The sequence below is a fragment of the Streptomyces sp. NPDC058045 genome, assembly GCF_042885635.1.
Taxonomy (GTDB): Bacteria; Actinomycetota; Actinomycetes; order Streptomycetales; family Streptomycetaceae; genus Streptomyces.
The window spans coordinates 44,512-71,239 of sequence record NZ_JBHVRR010000032.1; the positions used below are offsets into that span (position 1 = coordinate 44,512).

The following is a 26,728-nucleotide window of genomic DNA, read 5'->3' on the forward strand; positions in this document are numbered from 1 at the left end:
CGGCGCGGACCGGCACGGCCGGTATCAGGGCAGGAAAGCTCGGGTGAGGGTGGCCTCCGGACCGTCCAGCTCCAGAGCGCTGAACAGCTCCAGCGCCAGCGCCCGGTGGCCGTACTCGTTGGGGTGGCATCCGTGCGAGATCCAGTACTCCGTCCGGTCGTCCGGCTGGGTCCCGGTCCACGCCCGATAGTGGTCGACCAGCACGGCGTCGAACCGCGCGGCGAGATCCCGTACGGCCTCGGCGTATTCGGGAAGAACCGCCCGGCGGGGTTCGTCGTACACGGCGACCTGGTTCGGGGTCTGCACGACGAGGGTGGCGTCGGACTCCTGGGTCAGCCGGCGCAGCACCGAGGCGTAGCCGTCGGTGAACTCGTCCAGCCCTTCCTGTCCCAGATCCGCGTCGTTGAGTCCGAGCATCAGCACCACCACGTCCGGCCGGTGGCGCAGAACGCTGTGGTCGAGGTCCTCCCGGAGATCGCCGATCCGCCGGCCGGAGACCCCCGTGTTGATGACGGTGTCCCGGCCGCGCCCGAGTTCCCAGCGCCAGCGTTCGGCGAACAACTCGGTGTAGTCGCGCCAGCCGTTGGTGTGCCGGGCACCCTGCGTCACGCTGTCCCCGGTGAACACCCAGGTGACCGGGTCCGGTTGCGCCAGCAGTGACCCGGCCGTCCATCCGGTGGGCGTCATGTGTTCCTCCGCGGGTCCGGGACGGTGACGTTCATCGTGACGGACTCGATCCGCGGGGTCGCCACCGCGTTCACGGCGCCCAGGGCGAGGCGGTACTGGAGGAACCGGCCCGCCTGGAGGTCGCATCCGCCCGCGTCGTCGGTGAAATGGGTGTCCGGGGTGCCGTCCGGTCCGAGCCAGGGTGCGGCGGCGAGCGCCTTCTCGTCGTCCGCGTACCTGATCTGCCCGCTGACCCAGGTCTTCGGGGGGACCAGTCCTCCCCACTCCAGCCCGGCCAGTCGTCCCCCGTCCGGAACGCGGTGTACGCGGGAGGTGAAGTGCTCGACCATGCCCCGGTCCCTGACGTTGCCCAGGTCGGCGTGGAAGATGCCGTGCGGGCCGCGGGTGGGCAGCGTCTGGGTGCGGTGTTCGGCGAACCCGTCGGGGCCGCCGTGCCAGATCACCGAGTCACCGGGGTGGTTCCCGTCGGTCTTGTGGTTCGCCACGGCCAGGTCCATCCGGCCGGTCTCGGTGAAGTCGGCGGCCAGCAGCCCGCAGGCCGAGTGCTGGAAAAGCCGGGTACGCCGGGCCGGATGGAAGCCGTCCTCGTCGCCCCAGTAGACGTACGAGTCGATGTCACGGGTGCGGTGCGCGCTGTAGCAGGCGACCGCGATGTCGAGGCGGCCGTTGCCGTTGAGGTCGGCGACCGCGACGTCGGCCGGGAACGACGCGGGCAGCTGAGTCCGGCGGGAGTCGCTGAAGCCGTCCTCGGACCCCCAGTAGACGAACACCGACGCGCGGTACCGGTCGCCGGGGTCGTTGCCCTGGTAGCCGCCGATCACCAGGTCGGGCCAGCCGTCGCCGGTGAGGTCGGCGATCCGGCTCGACACCGCCTTGCCGCAGCGCAGTACGGTCGCCCGGCTCGCGTCGAAGCCCTCCGGGCCGCCCCAGAGCAGGATGACACCGCCGGTCGGGCCGAGTTCCGGGATCACCAGATCGAGATGGCCGTCACCGGTCAGATCGCCGATCGACATGAAGCGCGGCTGCTGGTAGGTGACTCCGTCGATCACCAGCGGTACGTCGACCGGATCGCCGAAGCCGTCCGGGCCGCCGGGGAAGATCTGGAGCCGGTCCCGGGAGAACCCGGCGGTGACGAGGTCCAGGTACCCGTTCCGGTTCAGGTCGGCCACCAGCGTGGACATGTTGCGTGTGGTGCCCAGCTCGGTCCGGTTCTCCGGGTCGATGCCGTCGTCGGTCGCGTGGTAGAGGAACGATCCGTGCGGACGGTCGAGGTCGTTCTCGTTGGAGTTGGACAGGTAGACGTCCGGTCGGCCCGAGTCGTCGAGGTCCACGTACCGGAGTTCGGTGGCGGCCCAGCCGGTGAGTTCGAGGCGGCGGGTCTGGTCGTACCCGTCCGGTCCGCCCAGGTAGATGTACGTGGCGACGTCCCCGAAACGGCTGTGCGCCTTGTGGTTCACGACGGCAAGACGGGCCGGGCCGAGCGGGCCGCGCAGGGCCAGGATGTCGGTGGCGCAGTGGGTGGTGAAGGTCTCCACGGGTGCGAGTGCGCCGCCGTCGGTCCGCAGCACCGGACTCTCGTGGGTGTAGGTGCGTTCGGCCGCGCCCTGGCAGACCACGATGTCGGGCCGGCCGCGACCGGTGAGGTCGACGGCGAGTACGTCGACGCCGCGGTGCACGTCGATGCCGCTGCCGTGGTCGGGCCGGTACTGCGAGGACTCCCAGTACACCGTGCACTGCTGGGCGGCGGGAGCGGCTTCGCCGGGGTGCCGGTCCAGCACGATCAGGTCGGTGGTGCCGGTGCCGGTGAGGTCGGCGGTCTCCACCGACTGGGCCGGACCGGTCCGTACGGTCAGCAGGTCCACCGGTCGGCGGTCGGCGGTGAAACCGAGCAGGACCGTCCGGTCCTCCCGCGGGCAGAACAGCGCGGCCCTGCCGTGCCAGGGCACGGTCTTCAGCCGCGGAGCGGTGGGGGCGTCCTCGGCGTGGACCGAACCGACCGAGCGGCTGTAGGCCACCGGGTCCAGGACCTCGCCGTCCGGACCGGTCTCCGGGGCGGTCGGCGTCTGCGACGCTCCCGAGGCGGCCGCGTTGACGCCGACTCCGGCTTCGATCACGCCGGACAGCTCGGTGGGCAGCGCGGTGTGGCGGTCCCATGACAGCGGCGCGGCACGGCGGCCCCAGAGCACCCGGACGATTCCGTCGGTGCCGCGGGCGAGGAGCTCGTCGCATCCGTCGCCGTCGAGATCCGCGGTGGTGATCGCCTGCACCTCAACGCCGAACGGGAGGTCGGTGAACCGGTCCGCGACGAAACCCCGCTCGTCCTGCGCGAAGATCCGCACGGTGCCGCGGCTGACGAAGACCACCGCCGGCCGGCCGCCGTCGAACCGCCCGACGGCGACGTCCCTGGAGTCGGGCGCCCAGAGTTCGGCCGTGGCCTTCGTCGAAGGGCCCGACGGGCCGCCGAAGTAGATCTGCCCGGGCACCTCGTTGCCGCATCCGTCGTACTGGTTGGCCACGACCAGGTCGTCGTACCCGTCGCCGGTGAGGTCGGCGGCGGCCCCGGCCATCGCTCCGTACGTGGGCAGGTGGGCCGCCGGGCCGGTGCTCGGGAGTCCGGTGTAGAGGTCCACCGGGACCTTGGGGGAGTCGTCGTGCGAGTTGGCGAACGGCAGGTCGACGTATCCACTGCCGCTCACGCAGCTGTAGTGGATGCGTTGCAGCACACCGGCCGCGGAGACGTAGACGTTCTGGCCCGCGTCGCCCGGCGTACCCGCCCGGAAGTCGGCGAACCCGTGGTCCCGTAGCTGGATGGCAGGCCCGGCCGAGAACGTGGTCATGAAGGGGAGACTCCTTCCCAGGGCATCCGCCCAGGTTCAGTCACTGGAACTCAGGTATTGCCAGGCGGAAACGCTAATCGGCTCGCGGCGGCCCGGTCAAGGCTCGCAACTCATTGACGGGTACCTGGCGGCATCCTATCGTCGTCCGACGTATCGAAACCTTGGTTTCATTCACTGAACCATCTTGTGGTGACTGACCTCCCCGTCGCCCTTCGCGAGGAGCACGTGATGACACTGTCCCGCCGCAACTTCCTGATGGTGACCGGATCCGGTGCCGTCACCGCCCTGATGGCCGCTCCGGGCCCCGCCGCGGCCACGGAGCCCGCAGGTGAGGTGTCCGGTCCGGTCGGCTACCGCAATCACGACCTGAACCCGAAGACCGGTGCCCTGTCCCAGTGGGGCGTGCACGTCGCGTACGCCGTCGACTACGACTACCGGAGCATCGGTATCGATGTCGGTTCGAGCAGCGTGAACGCCCTGGCGCTGACCAACGCACGGGGCGCGCACGCGCTGAACCAGCGTGACTGGTCGGTGTACTCCAGCGCCGACAACGAGAGCTGGGCGAAGGTCGCCGGAGTCCAGGTGGTCGACCTGGGCGACGCGGTGTGGCTGCTGTTTCCGGCCCAGACCCGCCGCTACCTGAAGGTCCACAGCCACCGCGAGTACACCGACACGGCCCGCTGCACCTTCGTCCTGTCCGACATGCAGACCGGGATCAAGGCGTACGACCTCGCGATGCCCGCACTGCTCGCCGGTGGCGCGGGTACCTGGACCACCAGCATGGAGCTGACGGTCCGGAACCCCACGACCACGACGCTCAACGACCGTGCCGTCTACATCCCCCTCGACCGGATCCGCACCGACGCGCTGGTCGACACCGGCAGACTGAGCAGTGACCTCGCGGACCTCCGCTTCGGGGACAGCCAGAACAACTACCTGCACGCGTACGCCGACTCCGGGGGCGTGTTCGTCCGCATCCCGACCATCGCGGCCGGGCAGCAGCTCACCATCAAGGCGTTCACCGGCAATCCGTCCGCGCGGGACGTCGTCCACCACGACGCCGCCGCGCTGCAGGTCGAGTACGGCCAGCGGACCCTGGTGCGGCTGAGCCACCAGGCCGACGGCAGGACCTGGGGCAACGACCACCGGCCGCTGGTGCTCTCCTCCGGTGTGGTGGTGGCCACCGGGGGCTGGCACGACGCCGCGGGCAAGGGCGGCATCGGGGCGCGGTACTCGTACGACGGCGGCAGGACGTTCGGCGCGGTGAAGGACTTCGTGCCGGGCACCTCAAGCGGCTCGAACGCCGAGTGCGGCTACAGCACCGGCAGTTACTACGTGGATCCGGCCGACGGATCGCTGCACTACTTCTTCTACCGCCTGCGGACCTCGGCCGGCACCGATTGGCTCGACCCCAAGGACAAGGACTGCACCTGCTGGGTGGCCAAGGCGAGCACCTTCGACGCCGACGGCTCACCGGCCTTCACCAGCGTGCAGCAACTGCTGCCGCACTCGCCCGCGGCCGGCAGGAACGCCGCCTGGGCGCTGACCTACACCAACCCCGTGCGTACTCCGTCCGGCGCCTGGCTCGTCCCGGTGAGCTACCCCTACACCTCCGCCGGCACCTTCGCGGTGACGATCTTCCGCTCCACCGACCGCGGCGACTCCTGGCAGCAGGTGCCGGTGGAGTTCACCATCCCCGGCGGCGGTTTCGAGGTGGGCGTCAGTGAAACCGCTCTGGCGGTGCGCTCCGACGGCTCCGTGCTGCTGCTCGCCCGCGGCCAGGGCAGGGGCCGCTACTACATGGTGACGAGCGAGTCGACGGACGACGGCCGCACCTGGACGCCGTTGACGGAGAGCAGGGTCCTGTCCACCAACACCTTCCCCGCGTTGTCGACGGGCCGTACCGGCGACATGCAGCTCAGCTGGTCCGGCCACAACTCGAAGGGGCAGGCCAGCTACTGGCGCAACAACCTGACCATGGCGTACAGCGAGAACGGCGGCGCCTCCTGGAACGGCTACCACGACCTCATCGGCGCCACCTCGCTGTCGGTGCCCGGCATCAATCCGTCCGGCGGCAACGCAAGCGACTACTACATGCGCGTCATGGAGGCCGACTCCGTCCCGATCGGCACCAAGGACCGGCTCTTCGGGTGGAGCACCTGGACCCTCACCTTCCCCGATGGCGGTCCGCAGACGCTGTACATCGAGGACGAAGCGCGCTACCTCCGGGACAGCCACGGGGCACTGGACACCCTCGGCTACCGCTCCTCACTCAGCTCGCTGGTCGGGCAGGGGTCCGAGCTGGCGCACGACCGCTGGCACCGGGTGTCCGGGGGCGGTTCGCTCACCCTGACGAGCGGCGCCCGAGGCGCGGCCAGCGCGCTGCAGATGAAGGCTCCCGCAGGGGGGACGGTCGGTGCCTCGCGCTTGTTCCCGGCGATCCGCGAGGGCCGGATCCGCTTCCGGGTTCGCTGGGCGGCGGTGGGGTCCCACCTCGACCTGGCGATCCAGGAGGGATTCGGCAGCGATCCCCAGGCGACGGGCACGGTGCAGATCCTGCGCGTGACCCCCACGGGGCAGTTGCTCGCCCCCGCGGCGGCGCGTGGCGAGTCGACGATCGGCTACGTGGACGACGACGTGGACCCGGCCAAGGGCAATCTCGGCCACTTCGACTACGAGGGGAAGATCGCCCTCGACTACCAACGCCGCAGTATCGGCGCCTCGTTCACCACCCCGGCGCAGCTCACCGAGGTCCGGATCGGCGACGACGGCGGCGGGAGCCGGCTCACCACCGCCGACCTGTCCGTCTGGGTCTCCGACACCAACAAGGGCGACTGGACCCGGCTGACCGACTGGACGGTCACCGGGTCGGGCGGGGCCTTCACCGCGTCCGGGCCGGCCGTGACCACGAAGTACGTCAAGATCGCCCAGACCAGGGCCGACGCCGACTTCACCTTCGCCAACGACAAGCGCGCGATCATGGCGTTCGACAGGGCGCTGAAACCACTCCCCGAGAACACCACTCTGGCCGCGAACCAGTACGCCACCATCGACCTCGCCGTCGACCTGCTCGCCAAGACGGTCAAGGTCACGGTCGACGGAAAGGAGTGCGGCACCCTCCCGGTCTTCGCACCGGCCGAGGTGGTGACCCACCTGCTGATGCTCGGCTGGTCGGGATCCGCGGCAGTGGACATGGCGATCGACGAACTGATCGTCCAGGACACCCACGCGGGGCTGCCCGCGCTGGCGACCATCGGTGCGATGACCAAGCTCTGAGCGCGGGCGGCCCGCTCAGCCCACGAGTGCCTTGCCGAGCCCGGCGGCCGCCTTGCGCAGCCGCCGGGCGACGGCCGGCACGTCTGCCGGCTCGAACCGGCTGGCCGGAGCGCTGAGGCTGATACCGGCCGGGAAGGTGAGCCGTGGAATGCTGACCGCGACGCACCGGCCCTCGTCCTGGTTCTCCTGGTCGTCCACCGCGAATCCCTGCTCCCGGACCCGCTCGACCTCGGCGACGTAGTCGTCCGCGTCGACGATGGTCGACGCGGTGAACCGGGGCAGCCCGGCCGCGTGCAGGATCGCCCGTACGCGGTCCTCGGGGAGCTCAGCGCACAGCGCCTTGCCGAGCGCGGTGGCGTGTACGTGCCCCCGGTCACCGACGCGGGCGGCAAGCCGCATCGCGTTCGGGCTCTCGACCACCATCACGTGCACGATCATGGTGCCGTCAAGCAGGCCCAGGTTGAGGGTCTCGCCGGTGGCGTCGCGCAGCCGCTCCAGGACCGGGCGGGCGATCTCGGTGAGCCGCTCGATACCGCGGGTGTACTGGGGCCGGAACGCCGGGCCGAGGCGATAGGCCGAGGTGCTGGCGTCCCGCTCGGCGTAGTGGCGGGCCTCCAGCGCGGTCAGGTACCGGAAGGCCGAACTCTTCGGCAGCGAGGTGGCGGCCGCCACCTCGGTCAGGGTCACCCCGCCGTCGGAGTTGGCCAGCGTGTCGAGGATGTCGCAGACCCGGTCCACGCCCCGGATCGGATAGGCCGAAGCGGACTCGGTGCTGGCTGCCATGGCGGTCAAACCCCTTCTCCCAGTTGGTTCATCGTAGTCACCAGATCCCGCTGACGGGGCCGCTGAAGACCATTCCGGCGGCGGGCTCGGCCGCGGATCTGGCGGCGTCGAACCCCTCGCGGGCGGTGGTGACCAGCAGGTGGCCGGCCGCGGCACCGCCGACGGCGACCGCGGTGACCTGCGCGGCCGGCACCGGAACACGTGCCACCGTCCGGCCGTCGCGGATCGCCCTGGCCTCACCCGCGCCGTACACGGCAAGCCAGACCACGCCGGAGTCCGTCACCGCCAGGCCGTCCGGCAGGCCCTCCTCGGCCGGTACCCGCAGGTACTCCGTCGAGGCGGCGCGGGTGAAACCGTCGTCGAAACGATGCCGCCAGACGATGCCGCTCTGGCTGTCGACGTGCAGCAGGGTCCGCGCATCGGTCCAGGCCAGGCCGTTGGACAGGGCGAACCCGGACACCGGCGAGGTGATCGTGCCGTCGGTGGCGATCCGGATCAGCGCTCCGTCCGGTGGACGCCGGCCGTCGCCGCTAGCCGGCGGAACCGAGCCCACCCAGACCGATCCGTCCGGGGCCAGGCAGCCGTCGTTGAGCAGCCATCCCTCCGGCAGGCTCAGCCGGACCCAGGGCGCGGCATGGACGGCGAGATCGCCGGCGACCGTCAGGCGCCGCAGCCGGGCGCCGTCGGCCAGGACCAGCCGGCCGGGGGCGAGCGGGGCGAGGAACGAGGCACGGCGCCCGGTCCTGAGAACCAGACGGGCCGGCTCGCCGGGTGCCATCCGGTACACAGCGCCGATCGTGACGTCCAGCCACCACCACGCCACACCGTCCCAGCGCGGGCTCTCGGCCAGATGGCACCGGGGAGCGTCGACGGGCGAAAGGGCCGCGGACGACGGTGACGTGCTCATCGGCGGCCTCCCAGGCTGTTCCGCTCAGCGAATCATCAGTTTTGCCCATTGAATCACGGCCAGCGTGCGGCCCACTCCGTGAGCTGTGCCGGACCGGCCGCGAACTCACTGTTGACCTCGTCGCGGGGGGCGCGTTAGCGTTCGGGTCATCGGAATCTGAATTTCAATCACCGAAACTCCGGCGGTTTGGCGAGCGGCTCATCGACGGCGACGACGAAACGAGGACGCATCGAATGATCGACAGTTGGCCCACGTCCGCCCGCCTGTGGCACCGGACCAAGGCGTCATTGCCAGGCGGCGTCTCCACCGGTATGCGCGGGTCGATGCGACCGCACCCGCTGTTCTTCCGCGGCGGCCGCGGTTCGACCCTGACGGACGTCGACGGCAACAACTACCTGGACTACGTGCTGGGTTGGGGCCCGGTGATCCTCGGTCACGGACATCCCGGCCTCACCGAGGCGGTCACCCGGCGGCTGCCGCTCGGTGCCACCTTCGGTGCCGGCCACGAACTTGAGTACCTGGCGGCCGAAGCCGTTCTGGAGGCCGTGCCCGGCGCGGAGCGGGTGCTCTGGTCCAACACCGGGTCGGAAGCGGACCAGATCGCGCTGCGGCTGGCCCGGGCGGCCACCGGACGGAACCGGTTCGTCAAGATGACCGGCCACTACCACGGCTGGTCCGACGCGTTCCTCCTGGGCTACCGCCCCGACGCCGAAGGACGGTTGGACAAGCCGGCCACCAAGGGGCAGAACAGCGGCGCGCTCTCCGACGTCAGCATGGCGACGTGGGGCGACCTGGACTCGGCCGCCGCGATCCTGCGGGAACCCGCGCAGGACATCGCGGCGGTCTTCGTCGAGCCGGTGCTGTGCAACTCCGGGGTGATCGCCCCACCGGACGGGTACCTCGCCGGCCTTCGGGCGCTCTGCGACGAGACCGGCACCCTCCTGGTCTTCGACGAGGTCATCACCGGGTTCCGGCTCGCACGGGGAGGCGCGGCCGAACTCTACGGCGTCCGGCCGGACTTGGTGGTTCTCGCCAAGGCCCTGGCCGGCGGGTACCCGGTGGCCGCCGTCGCCGGGCGGGCCGACGTCCTGGACCAGTCCACGCGTGGCGTCGTCCACGCCGGCACGTACAACGGCAATCCGGTGGTGCTCGCGGCCGTGCAGGCGACGATCGAGGCGCTCTCCGAACCCGGCGTCTACCCGGCGTTCGAGGACCACGGCCGCCGCCTGGCGGACGGCCTGCGCGGTGCGCTCGACCGGTACGACGTGACCGCCGCGGTCAACCAGGCCGGCCCGGTCGTACAGGTGCTGCCGGGCCTGGACCGGTGCGACACGTTCGCGCAGTTCCTCGCCGGGGACCAGGAGTGGTACGACGCGCTGACGGTGGAGTTGCTGCGCCGCGGGGTCTTCGCGCTTCCGGGCGGCCGCTGGTACCTGTCGACCGCGCACACCCGGGCGGACGTCGACACGACCGTCCAGGCCTTCGGCGAGGCGGTCGCCGCGACCGTCGCGGTCACCGGCCCACCGCGTGCCGCGCTGTGCGACGGGAGTGTCGCCGGATGATCCGGCTGGCCGTGGTCGGACTGCTGCACGAGGCGAACACCTTCTCCTCGGAGCTGGCGGACCTGGCCGCGTATCAGGACGGCGGCGTCCACGCGGGCGCCGAGCTGATCGAGCACTACCGCGACTCGCACGCCGTCCCCGGAGGCTTCCTGGAGCCGCTGGACCCGGCGGTGGATCCGGACGTGGAGCTCCTGCCGCTGCCGGTGGCCTATGTGACACCGCGCGGACCGGTCTCGCAGGAGGCGTTCGAAGTCCTCGTCGGCCGGATGTGCGAGGAGCTCTCGGCGGCCGGCGAGGTGGACGGCGTACTCCTGGTCCTGCACGGTGCCGCGGTCGCCGAGCAACACACGGCCGCCGACGCGGAGATCGCCGAGCGGGTCCGCGAGGCCGTCGGTCCCGACGCGGTGATCGGCACGGTCCTCGACATGCACGCCAATGTCGACCAGCGGCTGGTCGACGCGGTCGACGTCATGACGGCGTACCAGACGAATCCCCATGTGGACGCGCGGATCAAGGCCGTGCGCTGCCGGCGGTTGGTGATCGACGCCATCCGGGCCGGAGTGTGTCCGGCCCTGGTGGTCGAGCAGTTGCCGCTGGTGGTGACCATCGTCCGGCAGGACACCGGCCAGGAGCCGATGGCCGGTCTCCTCGCCGGGGCCCGGGAGATCGAGGCCGAGCCGGGGATGCTGGAGGTCAGCATCCTGGAGGGCTTCCCCTACGCCGACACCCCGCAGATGGGGATGTCGGTCATCGCCATGCACCCCGAGCGGGCGCGCGCCCGCGACGCCGCACGGCGCCTCGCCGAGGCGGTGTGGTCGCGGCGGGAGGCGCTGCAAGGCGGCGGAGTTCCGGTCGCCGAGGCGGTCCAGGCCATCGCGGACCACAGGGGCGACCGGCCGCTGCTGGTACTGGACGTCGGCGACAACATCGGCGGGGGCGGCCCGGGCGACTCCACGGTGATGCTGGCGGAGGCCCTGCGGCGCGGGATCTCCGGGGCCGGGACCACGCTCCACGATCCCGAGGCCGTGGCCCGGCTCGCCGGTGTCGAGGCCGGCGGGAGGGTCGACGTGCAGGCCGGCGGGCGGTCCGTCGAACAGGACGGTGCGCCGGTACGGCTGACCGGGGTGCTCGTAGGACGGCACAGCGGGCTGTACGAGGAGGAGCACGTCGCCCACGGCGGGTTCCGCTTCTTCGACGGCGGCGTGATGGTCGGCGTCCGCACCGACGAGGGCGTGCTGGTGGTGCTCACCTCGAAGGTGATCCAGCCCGTCTCGCCCGCTCAGTACCGCGCCGTGGGCATCGACCCGGACGGGCTGCGGGCCGTCATCGCCAAGGGCGTCAACGGTCCGCGCGCGGGGTTCGCGCGGACCTGCGCACCGGTCGTCGTCGAGACCGATTCCCCAGGGATCACCCGCAATTCGGTCACTGAGTTCCGGTATCAGCGGCGACGTGTTCCGATGTACCCCTTTGAGATCACCACGACCTACCCGAGCTGAAGGATCGATCCGACTCATGCCACGTACTGCCGCCACCGCACCCGGGGAGACGCCCCGGTCGCACCTGCCGTTCTCGCCCGCCGTACGCGCTGGCGAGCTGGTCTTCGTGTCCGGACAGGCGTCGGTCGACGACACCGGCCGGATCGTCGAGGACTCCTTCGCCGGCGAGATGGCCCGGTCGATGGCCAACGTCGAGCGGATCCTCGCCGCCGCCGGCGGTTCGATGGACGACGTGGTCGCGGTGCGCTGCTACCTCGGCCGGTGGGAGGACCGCGACGAGTTCAACCGCCTCTATCCGCAGCACTTCTCGGAGCCGTACCCCGCCCGGACCACCACCTGCGGCGGCATCGGCGACCTCAAGTTCGAGATCGACGTGGTGGCCCACATCCCGGCGACAGGCGGAGCGGACCGATGAGCGACTCCCTGAACCAGCCCCCGGCGGCGCTGCCCGGCGGTGTGATCACCCCGCTGGTCACGTTTCTGGACGCCTCCGGGGAGCGTCCCGACCCGGCACAGATGGGGGTCCTGGTCGAGGCGCAGCTCACGGCCGGGGTGAACGGGCTGCTGGCCGTCGGGTCCACCGGGGAACTGGGGAGCCTGGACCGGGCCGGCCGGCGCGAGACGGTGCGTGTGGTGGCCGACGCGGTGTCCGGACGGGTGCCGGTGTGGGCCGGTGTCGGAGGGCTGGGCACCCGCGACACCGTGCGGGCCGCACGGGAGGCCGTCGACGTCGGCGCGGACGCGGTCCTGGCCTTGCAGCCGCTGTTCTTCGACTGCGCCGAAGACGAGTTGTACGCGCACTTCGGTGCGGTCGCCGGCGCCGTCGACGTACCGGTGATCGCCTACAACGTGCCGGTGCGTACGCCGCGGGCGTTGTCGCAGGAGCTTCAGGAGCGGCTCGTACGGGACGGCGTGATCGCGGGGATCAAGGACTCGTCGGGCGACCTGTCCGCCGGGCGGCTGCTCTGCCGGGCGCTGGCCGGAACCGCGGCCAGGGTCTACACGGGGGGCGAACTCACCCTGGACTCGGCCCTGGCCGCCGGCTTCCACGGCATCGTCCCCGGCTTCGCCAACATCCTTCCCGGCCCGGCGGTGACGATGTGGGAGCACGCGGGCCGCAAGGACAAGGACAGCCTCGCGGCCCAGGAAACGTACCTCGCACTCTTCGACATCCTCGCCGCGGAGCTGCCCGGAGCCGGTTTCCCGGCGCGGGCGATCGGAGCGATCAAGTGCGCGGCGGCGCTCACGCTCGGCCTGCCGGTGCCGGGAAGCACGATGCCGCTGACACCGCCGACGGAGGAGTTCTCGGCCGCCGTCGCCGCGGTCCTGCGGCGCGCGGAGGTCCCGGGATGACGGGGAGTCAAGCCGCCCCGGCGGGGCCGTCGTTCCGCCTGGACGGTCGCGTCGCGGTGGTCACCGGCGGCGCGGGGCTGTACGGAACGCATCTGTGCCGCACGCTGGCCCTCGCGGGGGCGTCGGTGGTGCTGACCAGCAGATCGCTCGCGAAGGCCACCGAGGCGGCGGCCGAACTGGTGGACTCGGGCGCCGGCTCGGTCCGGCCGGCGGCGCTCGACCAGGCCGATCCGGACAGCGTGAGCGCGTTCGTCGAGCAGGTCGAGCGGGAACCGGGCCGGATCGACGTCCTGGTGAACAACGCCGTCCACCGGCAGGGCCACGGGCTCGACGGGATCACGGCGGAGGACTGGGCCGCCACCCAGGACGTCAACGGGCGAGGTCTCTTCCTGCTCACCCAGCGGGTGGCGCGCACCATGCGCGACCAGGGCGGCGGATCGATCGTCAACATCGGATCGATCTACGGCATCTCCGGTCCCGACCTGCGTCTCTACTCCGGCACGGCCATGTCGATGCCCGCGTACTACGCGTACGACAAGGCAGGCATGATCGGCCTCACCCGCTACCTCGCGTGTGTGCTCGGCCCCGACGGGATCAGGGTGAACTGCCTCGCCCCCGGGGGACTGGACGACGGTACGGCGCCGGAGTCGTTCCGGGCGGCCTACGCCGAGCGAACTCCCTTGCGGCGGTTGGCCTCCGGCGATGACGTGGCGGGTGCCCTGCTGCTGTTGGCGTCGGACGCCGGCGCGTATGTCACCGGGGTCACGCTGCCTGTCGACGGTGGCTTCACCGCGCAGTGAGTACCAGCAGTGAGTACCAAATGAATCACGGTTCCCGGACCGGTGGACTCCGGTCTCTTGACAACCGCACAGCAGTCAACCAGTGTTCGAGCTAATAAAACATCCGTTTCAGTAGCTGAAACTAGACCGGTGGGGTTCGCCGGACAGTGAGGAGGCGAGCGTGGCAGGTTTCTCTACGCGAATGCGAGGGGCGACGTTGCTCGCGGCCCTGGCGATCGCCGTCGCGGGATGCAGCGAAGCCGGCACCGAGTCGGATGGCGGCAACTCGTCCGGCGGCAAGGACGGAAGCGGAACGATCACCTACCAGCTGTACCTGCAGGCGTCGGCCTTCAGTCCGTTCACCGCGCTCACCGGTGGCGACGGGCTGGTCTCCCTCCTGCAGTTCCAGCCGCTGCTCGCGGAGGCCAAGGGCGCGTACACGCCGCGGGTGGCCGAGAAGTGGGAGGTGAACACGGACGCCACGAAGTACACCTTCCATCTGCGCAAGGCGAGTTGGAGCGACGGCAAGCCGATCACCTCCAAGGACGTGGCGTTCTCGCTTGAGGCCACCGCCGACCCGAAGACCGCGGCCGTCTGGGCCGGGGCGATGCTGCCGATCAAGGGCACCAAGGAGTTCCAGGCCGGCAAGGCGAAGAACATCTCCGGGATCGCGACTCCCGACGACCAGACCGTCGAGATCACGCTCGCCAAGCCGCACTCCGGCTTCCTGGCGAACCTGGTGCAGGTCGGCATAGTCCCCGAGCACGTGTACGGAGGCATCGGGCACGACAAGTTCAAGGGCAACGAGGCCTTCCACACGCCGAAGGTCGGCAGCGGTCCCTATGTGTTCTCGAAGTGGATCAACGACGACACCATCGAGTTCGCGGCCAACAAGCGCTTCTGGGGGAAGGTCCCCGCGGCCAAGCTGGTCACCAAGTTCCTCGCCGGCGACGCCGCACTCGCCCAACTCCAGACCGGCGAGGTGGACATCGCCCAGATTCCGGCCGCCGAGGTGGAGCCGCTGAAGGGCGACAAGAAGGTCACCGTGGCGCAGGCGCCGGGCTCGGGTGTCATGACCCTGCACACCGCGCTGAAGAACGGCAAGCTCAAGGACAAGCGCGTGCGCCAGGCCATCCTGCACGCGATCAATCGTGAGTCGATCGTCAAGAAGGTGCTGTCCGGACAGGCCCGCGTCGCGGACACCGCGCTGTTCGCCCCGGACTGGGCCCAGCCGACGGACCTGGTCCGCTACGACTACGACCCCGCGAAGGCCAAGCGGCTGCTCGCCGAGGCCGGCTGGAAGGCCGGCACGGAGCTGCGGCTAGACATCACCCCCGGCCAGGCCGACCGGGACGCCGTGATGAAGATCGTCCAGGGCCAGCTCCGGGCCGTGGGCGTCAAGGCGAAGATCACGCCGCTGCAGCCGGCACAGGTGGCCGACGTGGTGAAGAACAACGAGTTCGACCTGATGATCACCGTGCTCAACCAGGTCCCGCAGATCGAACCGTCGGCGATCAACGTTCGGTTGAACTGCGACCAGGTCGCGCCGGCCGGGGTGAACATCACCGGGTACTGCGACAAGAAGCTCGACGCACTCTTGGACCAGGGCATGGCCACCACCGACAGGGCGAAGCGCCAGCAGGCCTATCAGGCGGCCAACCGGATCATCAACAAGGAGGTGCCGATCCTGCCGCTGTACGTGCCGATGGCCAACTACGGCGTCACCAAGCGGATCAGCGGCTTCGACGCCAGCGTCTCCCCGGCGCTGACGCTGATCACGGCCGAGCAGTGGAAGATCCGGAACTGATCCGGCTCACGCCACCATGGCGAAGTCTTCGGCAGATCCGGCCGGACGGCCGGGACTTCGCCGGACCCCTGGGGCCTGTCGTCACCTTCCCGTCCGCTCTTCTGGCGACGACGCGAAGGTGACGACACGCCCTCACCCCTTCGACCGGAAAGGACCGCGAACGCGTGCTGCGCTTCATTCTCGGCAGACTGCTGGTCAGCATCGCGGTGTTCCTCGGCATCAGCGTGCTGCTCTTCGCGCTGGTGCGCAGCGCGCCGGGCGATCCGCTGGACATGTACTTCGACCCGATGTCGTTCCAGGGCCCGGACCGCGAGGCCGCCCTCGCCGCCGCCCGTGAGCAACTCGGGCTCGACAAGCCGCTCCCGGTCCAGTACTTCACCTGGCTCGGTGAGGCGATGCGGGGCAACCTGGGCCGCTCGCTGGTGAGCGGCCGTCCGGTGTCGAGCGTGATGACGGAGCGGCTGCAGAACAGCTCCTCGCTGATGCTCGCCGCCCTGCTGATCTCGTTGCTCCTCGGGATCGCGGCCGGGCTGCTCGCGGCGCTCAAGCGCAACACGGCGGTGGACTACGTGCTCTCGGCGGCGAGCCTGGTCGCCCTCTCCATCCCGGTGTTCTTCCTCTCGCTGGTCGGCATGTACGTCTTCGGCGTCAAGCTCGGCTGGCTGCCCACCGCGGGCATGAACGAACCCGGCGGCGGTGCGCTGTCCGGCCTGCGGCACCTGGTGCTCCCGGCGGTGATCCTCGGCTTCAGCGGGGCCGCGGCGTACATGCGATGGGGGCGGGCCAGCGTGCTCGACGTGCTCGACCGCGACTACATGGTGACGGCGCGGTCGAAGGGCCTGTCGACCTCCCGGGTGGTCTGGCGGCACGGTGTCCACAACGCGCTCATCCCGCTGATCACCGTTGTGTCGATGCAGATCCCGACCCTGTTCAGCGGTGCGGTCATCGTCGAGCAGATCTTCGCCTGGCCGGGGATGGGACGCTTCGCGGTCGACTCGATCACCGCCCGGGACTATCCCGCGATCATGGGGTTCGTGATGTTCGTGGCGGTCCTGGTGGTGTTGTGCAATCTGGTCGCGGATGTGCTCTACGCGATCGTCGATCCGCGGATCAGGCTGTAGGAGAGGGGATCCGACGATGACGACTCTTTCGCCCGCCGCGGCCCAGGACGAGGCCGCCGGCAAGAGCCTGAGCCCCAGAAGGCTTGCCTGGCGGCGCTTCCGCTCCCACCGTCTGGCGATGGCCGGCCTGGTGGTGCTGGTTCTGCTGGCTCTCGTGTCGGCCTTCGGTCCGCTGCTCTACACCGTGGATCCCGACGCGGTCGACCCGCTCCTGTACCGCGAACCGCCGAGTGCGGGCCATCTGTTCGGCACCGACTCGGCGGGCCGCGATGTCCTGGCGCGGGTCCTGGCCGGTGGCCGGGTGTCGCTCACCATCGGCCTGGTCGCCTCCATGCTGGCCACCGTCCTCGGGGTGGGGCTGGGCGTCACCGCCGGCTATCTGCGTGGCTGGACCGAGGCGGTGCTCTCCCGGATCGCCGAGGTGTTCCAGTCGTTCCCGACGCTGATCGTGATCATCGTGGCGGCCGCGTTCCTGGGCCCCGATGTGTGGCTGCTGGTCCTGTCGCTGGGGTTCATGCAGTGGACCCAGGCGTACCGGCTGACCCGGGGCCTGACGCTGTCGCTGCGTGAACAGGACTCGATCGAAGCGGTCGAGGGGCTGGGCGCGACGCCCTGGCGGATCGTGCGCAAGCACCTGGTTCCCGCGGTGCTGCCCCAGGCCGCCGTGTCGTTCACGTTGCTGATGGCGACCGTCATCATGACCGAGGCGGCGCTGTCGTTCCTCGGTCTTGGCGTTCCTGCGCCGACCGCGACCTGGGGAGGCATGATGAACGAGGCCCAGCAGTTGCGCATTCTCGGTTCGATGCCGTGGATGTGGGCGCCGCCCGGCGTCGCGATCGCGCTGACCGTGATGGCTGTGAACTTCGTCGGCGACGGCCTGCGCGATGCCGTGGATCCGAGGCAGACCCGATGAGCGAGCGAATGAGGAAGTCACCCGAACCGGCCGGCGTGCAGCCGATCCTTAGTCTGCGGGATATCGTCACCGAGTTCGCCACGGTGTCGGGGCGGGCGCGGGCTGTCAACGGCGTGAGCTACGACGTGATGCCGGGGAAGATTCTCGGGGTGGTCGGCGAGTCCGGCTCGGGCAAGAGCGTGACGGTGATGTCGGCGCTCGGCCTGCTGCCGCGCAGCGCCACCGTCCGGGGCCGGGCCGTCTTCCATGGGGGCCGCGATCTGCTGGCGATGAAAGAGCGTGAGCTTCAACGGGTCCGGGGCGGCGAGATCGGCGTCATCTTCCAGGACCCGATGACCGCGCTCAACCCGGTGATGACCATCGGCGAGCAGATCGACGAGACCCTCAAACGGCACTCCACCGAGCTGGGCCGACGCGAACGCTCCGACCGGATCGTCGAGTTGCTCGCCGACGTGGGCATCCCCGCGCCCCGGGAACGCAAGGGGCAGTACCCGCACCAGTTCTCCGGTGGTATGCGGCAGCGGGCGATGATCGCGATGGCGCTGGCGAACAGCCCGTCCCTGCTGATCGCCGACGAGCCGACGACCGCCCTGGACGTCACCGTGCAGGCGCAGATCCTGGACCTGCTGATGAGGCTCTGCGATGACCACGGCACCGCGCTGGTGCTCATCTCGCACGACCTGGGCGTGATCGCCGAGATGGCTGACCAGGTGGTCGTGATGTACGGGGGCCGTGTCGTCGAGTCGAGCGCGATCGACGACGTCTTCCACGGGGCGCGTCATCCGTACACCCGGGGTCTTCTGCGCTCGATGCCCGGCCGGAACGCCGACGGGTCGACGCCGGCTGGGGCCTCTGGCCGGCGTACCTTGCTGCCCGCGATTCCCGGAGCGCCGCCCAGCCCGCGGGAGCTGCCGCCGGGTTGTGCCTTCCAGCCGCGCTGCGACCTGGCCGCTGGCCGCGAGCAGTGCCTGGTACAGCCACCGCTCGCCGTGGTTGGTCAGGAGCATCTGACCGCCTGCCATTTCCACGCGGAACTCGACGGCAGCGGCCTCGGCGACGCGGCCGCGGGGGTTCCCACGGGTACGTGCACACATGAGGAGGCGGCCGGATGAGCGGCGTACCGGTGAAGGTGACGGCCACGGCTTACGGCGCCGGGAAGCCGGTGCCGGGGGAGCGGTTGCTGACCGTCACCGATCTGGTCCGGCACTTCGAGGTGGGCGGGCGGTTCCTGCGGCGGACTACGGTGGTGCACGCGGTGAACGGCGTGACGTTTCACGTCGATGCCGGCGAGACCTTCTCGCTGGTCGGTGAGTCCGGCTGCGGCAAGTCCACCGTCGGCCGGACGGTGATGGGCTTCCATCCGCCGACCTCGGGCACGGTGGATTTCGAGGGGCGGGACGTCGGCGCGATGTCCCGGCGGGAACTGCGGGCGATGCGGCGCCGGATCCAGTACGTGTTCCAGGACCCGTACGCCTCGCTTCCGGCGCGGCTGCCGGTGGGGCAGATCCTGAGTGAACCGCTGGAGATCCACAAGATCGGTGACGCGGCCTCGCGCCGGGCACGCGTCCGGGAACTGCTCGAACTGGTCGGTCTGCGCAAGGAGTTGGCGTCGCGCTATCCGCACGAGTTCTCCGGCGGACAGCGCCAGCGGATCGGCATCGCCCGCGCCCTTGCGCTGGAGCCCAGGATGCTGGTGCTCGACGAGCCGGTGTCGGCCCTCGATGTGTCGGTGCAGGCGCAGGTCGTCAACCTGCTCGACCGTCTGCAGGCCGAACTGGGCCTGGGATACGTCTTCATCGCCCACGACCTCGACGTGGTGCGGCACATCTCCGACCGCATCGCCGTGATGTACCTCGGCACCATCGTCGAGGCCGGGCCGGCCACGACGATCTTCACGGCGCCGCAGCATCCGTACACCCAGGCGTTGCTGTCGGCCGTGCCGGTGAAGGACCCGCGCCAACGCGGGCGCGGTCAGCGGCGGCTGCTGTCCGGCGATCTGCCGTCGCCCACCGCGATTCCGCCGGGCTGCCCCTTCGCCACGCGGTGCCCGAAGGTGCACGACCTCTGCCGGACGGAGCTTCCGCCCCTGCTTCCGTCGGAGTCGGGTGCGCTGTCCGCGTGCCACCTCACCCGCACCGGGAAGCCGGCGGCCGCGGCCTCTTGAGCGGTTCCGCCCTGGGGCTCAGCCGCCGGCGCCCACGGCCGTCCACTGTCCGGTCTCCGCCGACGTACGCAGCGCGTCGGCCACCTCCAGGGCCGCCACGCCGTCGGCGAAGCCGACCACCGGAGCGAGGCCCGACGTACGCCGCTCGACCAGGTCCATGAGGTGACGCAGTTGCGCGAGCAGCCCGTCGGCGGCCGTCACGGGGTGCGCCTCCTCGACCACCCCGCTCGTACGCCGGAGCCGGATCTGCCCCGCGGCCAGGTCCGCGAACAGGGAACCGGCCGTACCCATCACCTGCAGGGTGCGTGCGCCGACGGTGTCGACGTAGTCGATGTGGCAGTGCGAGACGACCTCGGTCGCGCCATCGGGGCGGTGCCGCAACAGGGCGTCGACCAGGTTCGGCTGCTCCACGTGCTCCACGGCGTCCGTGGTGCGGGCGAGCGCGGAGACGCCGACGACGGGTCCGAAGAGCAGGCGCAGGTAGTCCCATTCGTGGGAGTAGTCGCGGTAGAGCCGGCCGCTCTCGGGGCGGGCGAACCGGGAGGCGGCCACCGTGATGGTGTGGTAGGCGCCGAGCAGCACCTGGGCCGTGGTGGGCTGTCCGATCGCTCCGTCCGCGATCAGCGCGGACAGGCGCCGCACCACCGGCCGGTGCCGCAGTACGTACCCGACGAGCACCTGACCGGGGTCGGCGATACGGTCCAGGGCTTCCCGCGCGGCGGCGGCCGACTCGGCGACGGGCTTCTCCACGAGCACGGTCGCGCCCGTCTCCACCGCCGCGAGGAGTTGCGGTACGTGCGTGTGGTCGGGTCCGGCCAGCACCACCGCGTCCGGTGCGCCGGACAGCAGGTCGTCGAAACTGGTCGTGCGCCGGTCGACGAGCGGGCTCTCGGCCCGGTTCAGCAGTTCGGGATCCGGGTCGAAGAGGTCGACCCGGACGCCGGGCAGTCGGGAGCACGCGGCGAGGTGCTGACGTCCGATGGAACCGAGACCGCTGATGGCGAGGCGCCGGACGACCATTTCCACTCGCTTTCATCAAGTGAAACTCGGGGTTCACCAGGTGGACCAGTGGGGCTAGGCTAACAGCACCGACCGACCGTACGCACCGACCGGAGGGACCCGATCCCATGCCCCCGCGTACAGCAGCAGCGACACTGCCCCAAGTAAGACGTGCCACCACCGCATCCGCCGGCCCGGTGGTGGCGCTGCTCGGCGGCGTCCACGGCGACGAGTACGAGGGAGTGCTCGCGGCCCGCCGACTGGCCGCAGACTTCGCCACCTCCGGCGTCCGCGGCGAACTGCGCTGGGCCGCCCCCGCCCACCCGGCGGCCTGGGCCGCCGGAACCCGCTGCGATCCGCTCGACGGCACCAACCTGGCCAGAGTGTTCCCCGGTTCCGCCACCGGCCCCGCCGCAGATCGGATCGCCCACCACCTCACCCAGGAACTCATCACCGGCGCCGACCTGCTCATCGATCTCCACTCGGCGGGAGCCGGCTTCGAGATGCCGGTGCTGTGCGGCTACCAATCCACCGGTCCGCTGAACCCGGCGGCAGAGCGGGCGGCCAAAGCCTTCGCCGCTCCGCTCACCTGGCGCCATCCAGTGATCCACCCGGGCCGGTCACTCAGCGCGGCCACAGAACTCGGGGTCGCCTCCCTCTACGTCGAGGGCAGAGGCGGCCGCCAGATCCGCGCCGACGACCTTGAGCTCTACCGTGCCGGTGTCTGGCGGGTCCTGGCCGACCTGGACATGCTCGCGCCCGGCACACAGGTGCCCGCGGCCGCGCCCAGCGTGACCGTCACCGGGGACGGCGACACCGACGGCGGCGAGCAGGCACCGGTGGACGGCTACCTGGTGACGGCCCGCACCGCCGGCGAACTGGTCGAGCCCGGAGCCCTCGTCGCCACACTCGTCGACGACCAGGCGCAGGTCCTGCACGAGTTCCGGGCGGCCGAACGGTCCGCGGTGATGCTGCTCGTCAGGAAACCCCGGGTCCGCCGGGGCGACACGGTGCTCATCCTCGCCACCGTCGCTGGCGAAAATGACCATGCCAACCAGCAGGCCCCGCAGTCGGGAGGACTCTCATGAGAAGCAGCCGCGCGACCGGGAGCGTCCTCGGCGAAGGGAACACACCGCTGGTGCCACTGGACAGACTCGCGCGCCGCTGGGGGCTCGGCGGACTGTGGGCCAAGTGCGAGCACCTGAACCCCACCGGCTCCTACAAGGACCGGATCGCGGCGGCCTCCATGCGCCACGCCGTGGAGCGCGGGTTGCGGGGCTGGGTGGCGACGTCGTCCGGGAACGGCGGCGCGGCGATGGCGGCATACGGCAGCCGGGCCGGGCTGACGGGGGTGCTCTGCGTACAGTCAGGCGCCCCCGCCGAGAAACTGGCCTCGATCCGGCCCTACGGCGTACTGATGATCGAGGTACCCGGTATGGGGCCCGCGGTGATGGACGAACTGGAGCGCATCGCCGCGGCGAACGACCTCCTGCTCACCATCACCACGCATCGGCACAACCCGGTCGGCATGCGCGGAGCCGACCCCATCGGCACAGAACTCCGCGCCGCACACGACACGCTCACCCACGTCTACGTGCCCTGCGGTGGCGGCGGACTCCTCGTGGCCACGGCCAGAGGCCTGGCCGCCACCGGGCGTCCCGGGCCGACGGTGATCGCCTGCCAGCCGGAGGGCTGCGCCCCGATCGCACGCGCGGCCACCGGAGACCTGGACAAGCCGGTGGTCACGGAATGCCGGACCGCCATCTCCGGCCTGCAGCTGACCGAGCCGCCCGACGGGGAGGCCGCGGTGGCCGCGGTGCGGAATACAGCAGGGTGGGGCGCCGCCCTGCCCGACGAGCAGATCTGGGCAGCCCAGGACCTGCTGGCCGCCGAGGAGGGGCTGTTCGTCGAGCCCGCTGCGGCCGCCCCCCTGGCCGCCGTCGCGGCCGACACGGCACAGGGCCGACTCGGGGCGAACAGCCAGGTGTCCGTGGTCCTGACCGGCCACGGCCTCAAGGACCTCCAGCGGCACACCGCAGTCAGCACCCCGATGGAGGTCTGCCCCGCCGACGGCCTCACAGAACGCATCGGACGCCACCTGGCCACCCCCGTCGCCGGGACCGCCCAGTGAGCGGGCCTTCAGCGCCGGAGACTGGCGCCGGGAACGCTACCGCCAGGCGGCTGTCCGGGCGTACGGCACTGATCACCGGAGCCTCGCGTGGCATCGGAGCCGCAGTGGCCCGACGGTTCGCGGCCGAGGGCGCGCGGGTGGTGCTCGCCCATCAACCGACCGTGGAAATGACGGCACTCGCCGAGGGCGAGGCGGCCCGGCTCCGAGCGACCGGCAGCGAGGCGGTGGCGCTTCCGGCCGACCTAGGCACCATCGAGGGCCCGGCTGCCCTGGTCCATGAAGTCCGGGAAGCCATGGGGCCGTTGGACATCCTGGTCGCGAACGCCGCCGCGACCGGCCGCGGTTCCGCCGTGGACCTGGACGTGACACAGTTCGACACGGTGCACGCGGTCAACACCCGCGGAACCTGGTTGCTCGCCCGAGCCGCCCACCCCGACCTCGTCGCTTCCGGCCAGGGCAGCCTGATCACCGTGACGTCGGTGATGGTCGAGACCGGACAACCGGGCGCCGTACACTACACGGCGTCCAAGGCGGCGATCCTGGGCATGACCCGCGCACTGGCCCGGGAATGGGGCCCGGACGGGGTACGGGTGAACACCGTCATGCCCGGGGCGATCCGCACCGAACACGAGGCCGAGACCGAACCGGACGCCGACGCGGTCGCCGCCCACATCCTCCCCCAACAGTGCCTGCAACGCCGCGGCACCCCGAACGACCTGACCGGCGCGTTCCTCTTCCTCGCCAGCGACGACTCCACCTTCGTCACCGGCCAGGTCCTGTGCGTCGACGGCGGCTGGGTGCACTACTGAGCCCGACCCTGCCGGAGAGCTCCAACCCACCTGGGCCCCAGGGGGTTCACGGCTCGTGGGGGGATGACGGCGACCGGGCACTCGGCGTGATGGCGGAGAGTGCGGGCGACCCTGCCCAGTTGCAGTCCTGTGAAATGTTCGGTGTGGTGACGGTGGGGTGGTCAGCAGCGGATTCTGATGTAGTTCCGTCCGCCCCGCTCGCTGAGGTCCTTTGCCACGATGCCCACCCCCACCCCCACCCCATCCACCGACACGACAACGGCCACGCCGCCCCGTACGCTGCGTCCTGATCAGCAGCAGGCGGTGGACAGCGGGGTACGTGGCCTGCGAAAGCCCGGCACCCGGGGGCACCTGGTGTCGGCGTGCGGCACGGGCAAAACACTGATCGCGCTGCGTACCGCCGAGGCCCTCAACATCCGGTTTCTGCTGGTGGTGGTACCCAGCCGGGATCTGATCGGCCAGTGGGCGGCGGCGGCCCGCGCGGACGGCCGCACGGAACCGCTGATGGCGGTCTCCTCACTCAGCGCGGACAGGTATCCGCTGCTGGCCGGGGCAGGCGCGAGCAGTACGGGTTCGGGGGAGTACCTGGCGTACTGGCTATCCCAGCGCGCCAAGAAGAACGAGCCGGCGACCGTGTTCGTCACCCTCGACTCGCTGGTGCGGATCGAGGAGATCCAGCACTCCGTCTTCCCCGCCCCCGCCTTCGACCTCACGATCATCGACGAAGCGCACCGCACCGCGGGTTCCTGGAACAAGGAGTGGACGATGGTCCATGACTCCTCCTGGATCCGCACCCACCGCCGCCCTGTATCTGACCGCCACGCCCTATGAGTGGGAGGCGCCGCGCCTGGCCGAAGCCCCGGACACCCGCCCGCGCCCCAAACGCACCCCCTCCACCAACCCTGCGTGGGAGTCCCCGTCGCTGATCGCCTCCATGGACGATGTGAAGGTGTTCGGCCCGCGCCTGCACACCTACACCCATGCCCAGGCGATCAAGGACGGCGTCCTGGCCGACTACCAGCTCCTCATCCCCACCATCACCGACACCGACCTGCGCACCGTCCTGGCCGACCCCGACCGTGCGCACACCGGCGTAGCCCCGACCGCCCGCCGTACGACCGCCCTGCACCTGGCCGTCCTCAAAGCGATGACCGCCCACGACCTCAAGCATGTGATCGTCTACTTCCAACAGGTCGCCGACGCAGAAGACTTCGCCCGCCAGTTCCCCCACACCGTGCGCACCCTCCCACCCGACCAACGCCCCTCCTGGGCCGACGCCTTGTCCGTCTCCTCGATCAACGGCACCCACACCCCCGAGCAACGCGCCAGACTCCTCGACCAGTTCGCCACCGCCGACCGCGCCGTGATCACCAACGCCCAAGTCCTGGGCGAAGGCATCGACTTGCCAGCCGTAGACGCGATCGTCTTCGCCTCCCGCACCCAGAGCGTGCGCCGCATCGTCCAAGCCCTGGGCCGCGCCCTACGCAAACCCCCCACCACCAAAGTGAAGACCGCGAGCCTGATCATCCCCGCCTACACCCCACCCGGCGCCGACCCCACCGACCTCCTCGACACTCCCTTCGAAGCTCTCTGGCTGATCACCGCGGCGCTACGCCATCACGACCAGACCATCGCCGCCCGCGCCCCGCGCAAGGCCACCGCGCACCGCCTGGACGACACCACCCACCGCCTGATCACACGCCGGTTCCGTTTCGACTTCACCCTCGACCCCCACGCGATCGCCCGCGCGATGGACCTGCTGGCCTGGCCCTCGGCCGGCGCGGTCCTTTCCGTACCCCGCCGTGCCGGCCTGGCCGCAGCCCTCCGCTACCACGCCGAACACGGCCACCTGAAGGTCCCGGTCGACTACACCGACGCCTACGGCTACCGCCTAGGAGCCTTCATCGCAGGCCAGCGCACCGCCCACCGCCGCGGCACCCTGACTGCCGACTGGATTGCCGAACTCGACGCACTCGGCATGATCTGGGACGAGCACGAAGCCGCCTTCGAGGGCAACATGACCCTCGTCGAGGCTTTTCACGCCGAACACGGTCACCTCGCCATCCCCGCTCAGGATCCCGGTGGCCAGTTCCTCGTCGACCAACGTGGCCTCGCCCGCAAAGACCGACTCCCCGCAACCCGTCACGCACGCCTCGCCGCCCTCGATCCTGACTGGCAGCTGCCCTACGGACCCGACTGGCACCGCAAGTACCACCTTCTGGCCCGCCACCTCCACACCGGACGCGACCCTGCAACCCTGCACCGCGACACAGTGATTGACGGCGTGAAAGCCGGCACCTGGCTGCACCGCCAACTCACCACCTGGAACACCCTTGCAGGCGGCCAACGCCACCTCCTGACCCACCTCAACCTCACCCCCAACCACATCACCCTGACGACGAAGAAGAAGGAGATCACCACCGCCCCCGCCACACCCAGCACCCCCAAGTCCAGGAAACGCCGTTCCTTCGAGCGGACAGCCAGCCTGCTGCGCGCCTTCATCGAGCGGCACGGCCGTCTTCCGGGAGCCCGGGAGGGGATCGAGGCCGACGGAGAACGCGTCATGATCGGCCCCTGGCTCTGCAAGACCCGCACCGCCCAGAAGAACGGTCAACTCTCCGAGAACAGATGCCAGTTGATCCAGAGCATCCTCTGTGAAGCCGACACCGCTCCCGCCGAAGAGGAGCGCCCCCAAAACACAGAGATCACTTAACTTTTTCGCCCACAACTCCGCTAAGGAAGCACCCCGGAAGCGCTACGGTAGAGGACGATGGGAAGCCCCTCCGGAGGCCCGCACCTCGACACGGGAGCGGCTGGCCTGAAACCTCGTCAGCAGGACCCCGAACGTAGGCAGTTCGCGTCAGGTGGAGTGGGCGCGCGTGACACCCCGTCAAGCGCGCCCACTCCACCACCTATTGCTGCGCTTTCAGGCCGGCGCGGAGCGCAGGCCGTTTGGCCGGATCGCGGAGCGATCCGAGCCGCCGGGCCACGGAGTGGACCGGCAAGGCATCACGGAGTGATGCCTACTCACGACGGAGTCGTGAGGTTTCCGGCGGAGCCGGAACCGCCGCGTAGCGGCGGCGCGTCGTCTTCGCGGAGCGAAG

At 70.6% G+C, this 26,728-nt stretch carries 21 protein-coding genes; 16 read left to right on the forward strand and 5 right to left on the reverse strand.

Annotated features, from left to right (window positions below; translation table 11 throughout):
* Positions 1–24: 24 nt before the first annotated feature.
* Together ACFVST_RS20005 and ACFVST_RS20010 are read right to left on the reverse strand one after the other, a co-directional pair.
* Positions 25–687, reverse strand: coding sequence for an SGNH/GDSL hydrolase family protein (locus ACFVST_RS20005; protein WP_390153489.1), 663 nt, complete (start codon positions 685–687; stop codon positions 25–27).
* Positions 684–3,524 carry an FG-GAP repeat domain-containing protein gene (locus tag ACFVST_RS20010; RefSeq protein WP_390153492.1) on the reverse strand — a complete coding sequence of 947 codons (2,841 nt, stop codon included), beginning with the start codon at positions 3,522–3,524 and terminating at the stop codon, positions 684–686. The genes ACFVST_RS20005 and ACFVST_RS20010 overlap by 4 nt, the downstream gene beginning before the upstream one ends.
* Positions 3,525–3,752: 228 nt before the next feature.
* On the opposite strand from ACFVST_RS20010, the gene ACFVST_RS20015 reads away from it, so the two are divergent.
* On the forward strand, positions 3,753–6,800 hold the full coding sequence (locus ACFVST_RS20015) for a sialidase family protein (RefSeq protein ID WP_390153495.1): 3,048 nt from the start codon (positions 3,753–3,755) through the stop codon (positions 6,798–6,800).
* A gap of 15 nt (positions 6,801–6,815) precedes the next feature.
* Here ACFVST_RS20015 and ACFVST_RS20020 read toward each other — a convergent pair whose 3' ends face one another.
* Positions 6,816–7,583, reverse strand: coding sequence for an IclR family transcriptional regulator (locus ACFVST_RS20020; RefSeq protein WP_390153498.1), 768 nt, complete (start codon positions 7,581–7,583; stop codon positions 6,816–6,818).
* A 37-nt stretch (positions 7,584–7,620) separates the two neighbouring features.
* Positions 7,621–8,490: an SMP-30/gluconolactonase/LRE family protein gene (locus ACFVST_RS20025; protein ID WP_390153501.1), complete on the reverse strand. Its 870-nt coding sequence runs from the start codon at positions 8,488–8,490 to the stop codon at positions 7,621–7,623.
* A 233-nt stretch (positions 8,491–8,723) separates the two neighbouring features.
* Here ACFVST_RS20025 and ACFVST_RS20030 point away from each other — a divergent pair, with 233 nt between their 5' ends.
* The 10 genes from ACFVST_RS20030 (at position 8,724) to ACFVST_RS20075 (ending at position 19,685) form a co-directional block, all read left to right on the forward strand.
* A complete protein-coding gene (locus ACFVST_RS20030) occupies positions 8,724–10,052 on the forward strand; it encodes an aspartate aminotransferase family protein (protein WP_390153504.1) in 1,329 nt (442 codons plus the stop codon).
* Positions 10,049–11,548 carry a M81 family metallopeptidase gene (locus ACFVST_RS20035; RefSeq protein ID WP_390153507.1) on the forward strand — a complete coding sequence of 500 codons (1,500 nt, stop codon included), beginning with the start codon at positions 10,049–10,051 and terminating at the stop codon, positions 11,546–11,548. The genes ACFVST_RS20030 and ACFVST_RS20035 overlap by 4 nt, the downstream gene beginning before the upstream one ends.
* 16 nt (positions 11,549–11,564) lie before the next feature.
* Entirely contained in the window at positions 11,565–11,963 is a 399-nt protein-coding gene (locus ACFVST_RS20040; protein WP_390153510.1) for a RidA family protein, read from the forward strand.
* Entirely contained in the window at positions 11,960–12,901 is a 942-nt protein-coding gene (locus tag ACFVST_RS20045) for a dihydrodipicolinate synthase family protein (protein WP_390153513.1), read from the forward strand. Before ACFVST_RS20040 ends, ACFVST_RS20045 begins: the two co-directional genes overlap by 4 nt.
* Positions 12,898–13,701 (forward strand): SDR family NAD(P)-dependent oxidoreductase, encoded by an 804-nt coding sequence (locus tag ACFVST_RS20050; protein ID WP_390153516.1) that lies wholly within the window; start codon positions 12,898–12,900, stop codon positions 13,699–13,701. Before ACFVST_RS20045 ends, ACFVST_RS20050 begins: the two co-directional genes overlap by 4 nt.
* 181 nt (positions 13,702–13,882) lie before the next feature.
* Positions 13,883–15,487: an ABC transporter substrate-binding protein gene (locus ACFVST_RS20055; protein ID WP_390153519.1), complete on the forward strand. Its 1,605-nt coding sequence runs from the start codon at positions 13,883–13,885 to the stop codon at positions 15,485–15,487.
* Between the two features lie 164 nt (positions 15,488–15,651).
* Entirely contained in the window at positions 15,652–16,608 is a 957-nt protein-coding gene (locus ACFVST_RS20060; RefSeq protein WP_390153522.1) for an ABC transporter permease, read from the forward strand.
* Positions 16,609–16,624: 16 nt separating this feature from the next.
* A complete protein-coding gene (locus ACFVST_RS20065) occupies positions 16,625–17,521 on the forward strand; it encodes an ABC transporter permease (protein WP_390153525.1) in 897 nt (298 codons plus the stop codon).
* An 8-nt stretch (positions 17,522–17,529) separates the two neighbouring features.
* Positions 17,530–18,633 (forward strand): ABC transporter ATP-binding protein, encoded by a 1,104-nt coding sequence (locus ACFVST_RS20070; RefSeq protein ID WP_390153528.1) that lies wholly within the window; start codon positions 17,530–17,532, stop codon positions 18,631–18,633.
* Positions 18,630–19,685, forward strand: coding sequence for an ABC transporter ATP-binding protein (locus ACFVST_RS20075; protein WP_390153531.1), 1,056 nt, complete (start codon positions 18,630–18,632; stop codon positions 19,683–19,685). Before ACFVST_RS20070 ends, ACFVST_RS20075 begins: the two co-directional genes overlap by 4 nt.
* Before the next feature lie 18 nt (positions 19,686–19,703).
* Here the strand turns inward: ACFVST_RS20075 and ACFVST_RS20080 are convergent, their stop codons facing one another.
* Positions 19,704–20,705, reverse strand: coding sequence for a Gfo/Idh/MocA family protein (locus ACFVST_RS20080; protein ID WP_390153552.1), 1,002 nt, complete (start codon positions 20,703–20,705; stop codon positions 19,704–19,706).
* Positions 20,706–20,812: 107 nt separating this feature from the next.
* Here ACFVST_RS20080 and ACFVST_RS20085 point away from each other — a divergent pair, with 107 nt between their 5' ends.
* The 5 genes from ACFVST_RS20085 (at position 20,813) to ACFVST_RS20105 (ending at position 26,337) form a co-directional block, all read left to right on the forward strand.
* On the forward strand, positions 20,813–21,772 hold the full coding sequence (locus ACFVST_RS20085; RefSeq protein ID WP_390153534.1) for a succinylglutamate desuccinylase/aspartoacylase family protein: 960 nt from the start codon (positions 20,813–20,815) through the stop codon (positions 21,770–21,772).
* On the forward strand, positions 21,769–22,815 hold the full coding sequence (locus ACFVST_RS20090) for a pyridoxal-phosphate dependent enzyme (protein ID WP_390153537.1): 1,047 nt from the start codon (positions 21,769–21,771) through the stop codon (positions 22,813–22,815). Before ACFVST_RS20085 ends, ACFVST_RS20090 begins: the two co-directional genes overlap by 4 nt.
* On the forward strand, positions 22,812–23,624 hold the full coding sequence (locus tag ACFVST_RS20095) for an SDR family NAD(P)-dependent oxidoreductase (RefSeq protein WP_390153540.1): 813 nt from the start codon (positions 22,812–22,814) through the stop codon (positions 23,622–23,624). Before ACFVST_RS20090 ends, ACFVST_RS20095 begins: the two co-directional genes overlap by 4 nt.
* A gap of 219 nt (positions 23,625–23,843) precedes the next feature.
* Positions 23,844–24,455 carry a DEAD/DEAH box helicase family protein gene (locus ACFVST_RS20100; protein ID WP_390153543.1) on the forward strand — a complete coding sequence of 204 codons (612 nt, stop codon included), beginning with the start codon at positions 23,844–23,846 and terminating at the stop codon, positions 24,453–24,455.
* The gene (locus ACFVST_RS20105) at positions 24,397–26,337 is read left to right on the forward strand and encodes a Helicase associated domain protein (protein WP_390153546.1); all 1,941 of its coding nucleotides are present in this window, start codon (positions 24,397–24,399) and stop codon (positions 26,335–26,337) included. The genes ACFVST_RS20100 and ACFVST_RS20105 overlap by 59 nt, the downstream gene beginning before the upstream one ends.
* Positions 26,338–26,728 lie beyond the last annotated feature (391 nt).